The following is a 3,707-nucleotide window of genomic DNA, read 5'->3' on the forward strand; positions in this document are numbered from 1 at the left end:
AATGAATAAAAAAATAGAAGTGAATAGTGAGATTAAAGAAATAAAAAGATTAATAGAAGAGAATGAAATTAATAAAGCAGAATTTAAAGCTTTTGAATTAGCTGAATCTATATTTCCATATAAAAATAATGGTGATCCATATTTTACGAATGAATGTGTAAATGTGATAAGTAAAATTATTATGAAAGAATACAAGAAAAGTTGTAAAGAGGAAATTAATATAGATTATATTATAAATAATTTTGAAGAGTTATCAAAAGAAGTAATTGATGTGCCGGAAATAGTGAAAGCAACATTGAAGGCTGAAATACTATCAAGTTTAAACTTATTAAAATAAAGGTATCCCCTGGGGATACCTTTTAATTATGCAATTAATATTCTATTTAATATAGATGAAAGGTGTGTTATATATGAATACAGATAAGACTAGGTTAACAATAATGAATGGATTAGAAGTGAAAAAAGGTATATTAGATAATTGTAAAATAATAGATTGTAAAAATGAAAAAAGTAATAAATTGTATAAAAAGATATTGGCGAAGAATATATTGAAAGGGGATATCCTATAAGTGATTTTATTTATAGTATGTATGATTTCAATATTAAGAGTGGAAAATATAAATTGGCTACTGAAAGTAATAAAAAAGATTATGTAATTATGAAAGCTAAGATAAACAATTTAATTTAGATAAAGGTGTTCTTCGGGAACACCTTTTTATTATATATATTTTTAGGAAAAGAACTTCTGACAGGCAATAGCCGAGAGGTTCTTTTTTATTGAAGGGAGGTGATTATATGGCAGGAGAAAAGCTTGATAAAGATATTAAAGAAATTGCAGTTGCGGTAATTGAAGCAAGTGGCAAAACTTATGAAGAATGGTTAAATGAACAACATAGGAATGTTATATTTACAAATTCAAAGTTATTGAAGGAAAGCTTAAATTTAAGAAAGGAAATAGGTAATTAATTGGAGTGGAAATTAAAATTAGAGGGATTTCAAAAGCAACAATTAGTAAAATTGATGAAAAAGCAAAAGAATTAGGATATAAAAGTAGAAATGAGTTTTTAAAAACATATTTAGAAAGACAATTTTTATATCTTGATAAATTAGTAGAGTATGAAGGAAAATATGAAATTCTACTTGATAAAGTTCTTAAAGTATTGGACTACAATACTTTAGCATTAAATAAATTTTGTGAAGAAAATCTTATAGATGTAGAAGAAATAGTAAAAGAAGATAGATTTAAGGAGGAAAAATAAATGGATGTTGTACAACAATTAGCAAATATGGGGAATGAATTTATTGGATGGATGCAAATTTTAGGTGTAGTTGGAGCAGCTATAGCTTTTGGAGTAGGTGGATTTCAACAGATATTTGGAGGAGCTGAAGGATTAAGAAAGGCTAAACCTTGGTACATAGGAGCAGGAGTAGGGCTTATTTTTATATTAGGTGCTTCTGCAATAGCCACTTTCTTAGAATCAAAAATAACATTTTAAAAAAGGGAAGATTTAATCTTCCCTTTTATTATAGGAGGATATATGAAGAAATTTATTTCAGATGTAAAAAAAGAATTAAATGATTTATTAGAAGAAAAAGAAGCTAATAGAGAAATGAAATTAATAAAACGGTTAGCTGATAAAAAGATACTATTATCTTTTATAATAGGTGTGTTTTTACTGGTAACTATTTTTGTTAATTTAATTTCTAACTCTATAGATGCAATGTTTTTAATGTTAGCAGGAGGAGAAAGTAAATTTAATATTTTATTCAACTTATTTATGCCTAATTTTGGGTATCCATTATTGTATTTATTAGCATATGGAATAATGACATTAGTATTGATTAAATTTATTTTTAACTTTAGGGCATCATTTAAGGATATAAGTGATGGACAAAAAGGTACGAGTAGATTTACTACTATGGAAGAAATAGATGAACAATATAAAAGTGTTGATGAAGTTGAAACAATTGAGGAAAGAGAGCAGGGAGGATATAACGGAAAAGGTGGAATACCAATTGCTCGTGGGTATAAAGATTATATTGTAATAGATGGTAAGAAGGTAATGAGAGAAGTTTTATATATTGATGATAGTCCAACAAATAACCTTATTATTGGAACAACTAGAAGTGGTAAAGGTGAATTATTTGTATTTCCAACTATTGATTTATATTCAAGAGCGGAGGAAAAAGCTTCGTTGGTGGTTAATGATCCAAAGGCTGAGTTGTATGGTGCTTCAAAAGAGATACTTGAAGCTAGAGGATATAGAGTAGAAGTTTTAAACTTAATAAATCCATTAAATTCAATGAGTTATAATCCACTTCAGTTAGTAATAGATGCTTATGAGAAAGAGGACTATAGCACAGCTCAAGGATTATGTAAGACATTAACTCATATGCTTTATTATAAACCAGATACCAAAGACCCTTTTTGGCAAAATTCAGCTATGAGTTTAGTTAATGCTTTAATTCTTGCAGTTACAGAAAAATGCTTTAATGATTGCAAGATATATTATAAAAAGATAGCTGAATTAGAAAATAGTGATAAGAAAAATAAAGATAAATTAATAAGTAACTTAGAAAAAGATATTAAAAAAATAAGGTCTAAAATAACTCTTTATACAGTTGCTAATATGTTATCGGAATTAGGTTCTAAGACAGATATTAAAGGTAATAATGAATTAGATAAGTATTTTTCAAAGTTACCAGTAGAATCAGTAGCAAAAATGCAGTATGCAACGTCTAACTTCTCTAAAGGAGAAGCTAGGGGGTCTATATTTAGTGTTGCAATGTCAGAGCTTAATATATTTACTATGGATGAAATAGCAAAGTTAACATCTAAAAATTCTATAGATTTAAAAGATATAGGATTTAAATCAGAAGATAATAGACCAGTAGCTTTATTTATGACAGTTCCCGATTATGATACATCTAATCATGTTATTGCAAGTATATTCGTTAGACAATTATATTATGTTTTAGCAAAAGAAGCCACATTCAATATCCCTGCTAAATGTGATAGAGAAGTTATCTTCTTATTAGATGAGTTTGGTAATATGCCAGCCATAGAAAGTATGGCTAACATAATAACTGTTTGTTTAGGTAGAAATATTAAATTTAATTTAATCATTCAAGGTATATCACAATTAAAAAAATTATATGGAGATGACTATAAAACTATATTAGGAAATTGTTCTAATAAGTTTTATATATTTACTAATGAAGTAGAAACCGCTGAAGAATTTTCAAAGTTATTAGGTGATAAAACTATAACAACTTATTCAAGAAGTGGAGAAATACTTGATACAACTAAACATCAAACTGAAAGTGTTGATGGAAGAAAGTTACTAACTACAGATGAATTGATGCACTTAGAAGAAGGTGAAGTTGTTATTGTTAGAGGTACTAAGCGAAGAGATACAAAAGGAAATAAAATTAGACCATTTCCTATTTTTAATACGGCAGAGCATACTCTTAAATATAGATATGAATATTTAGGAGATTTCTTTGATAATACAAAGAATCTTATAAATGAAGAAATCCCAACTCTTCATAGAAATGTGAATTTGAAAGAGTTAATACTATTTAAAGACGATAAAGAAGAAAATACTATACAAAATAAGCCAATAACAGAAGAAGTAGAAGCGATTAATGAGTATATAACAAAAGAAAAAGATATAGAGCTAGGAAGAATATATACTCCTAAAGAC

6 protein-coding genes are annotated in these 3,707 nt (G+C 27.1%); all 6 read left to right on the top strand.

Translation table 11 applies throughout. The annotated features are described in order from the left end of the window. On the top strand, positions 1 to 337 hold a 337-nt coding region (locus tag Q0Y03_RS15190), incomplete at its 5' end, for a hypothetical protein (protein WP_055276914.1). A 73-nt stretch (positions 338 to 410) separates the two neighbouring features. Beyond that, entirely contained in the window at positions 411 to 569 is a 159-nt protein-coding gene (locus Q0Y03_RS15195; protein WP_156327841.1) for a hypothetical protein, read from the top strand. 226 nt (positions 570 to 795) lie between these two features. Continuing rightward, entirely contained in the window at positions 796 to 966 is a 171-nt protein-coding gene (locus Q0Y03_RS15200) for a hypothetical protein (RefSeq protein ID WP_156327448.1), read from the top strand. 5 nt (positions 967 to 971) lie between these two features. Further along, a complete protein-coding gene (locus Q0Y03_RS15205) occupies positions 972 to 1,259 on the top strand; it encodes a hypothetical protein (RefSeq protein WP_055276915.1) in 288 nt (95 codons plus the stop codon). Then, positions 1,260 to 1,496 (top strand): hypothetical protein, encoded by a 237-nt coding sequence (locus Q0Y03_RS15210; RefSeq protein ID WP_055276917.1) that lies wholly within the window; start codon positions 1,260 to 1,262, stop codon positions 1,494 to 1,496. It abuts the gene before it with no gap. 42 nt (positions 1,497 to 1,538) lie between these two features. Further along, a partial coding sequence (locus Q0Y03_RS15215) for a VirD4-like conjugal transfer protein, CD1115 family (protein WP_297714635.1) occupies positions 1,539 to 3,707 on the top strand: 2,169 nt, incomplete at its 3' end.

Origin of the sequence: Clostridium sp. (assembly GCF_026168755.1) — a bacterium.
In the GTDB taxonomy this organism is placed as follows: domain Bacteria; phylum Bacillota; class Clostridia; order Clostridiales; family Clostridiaceae; genus Clostridium.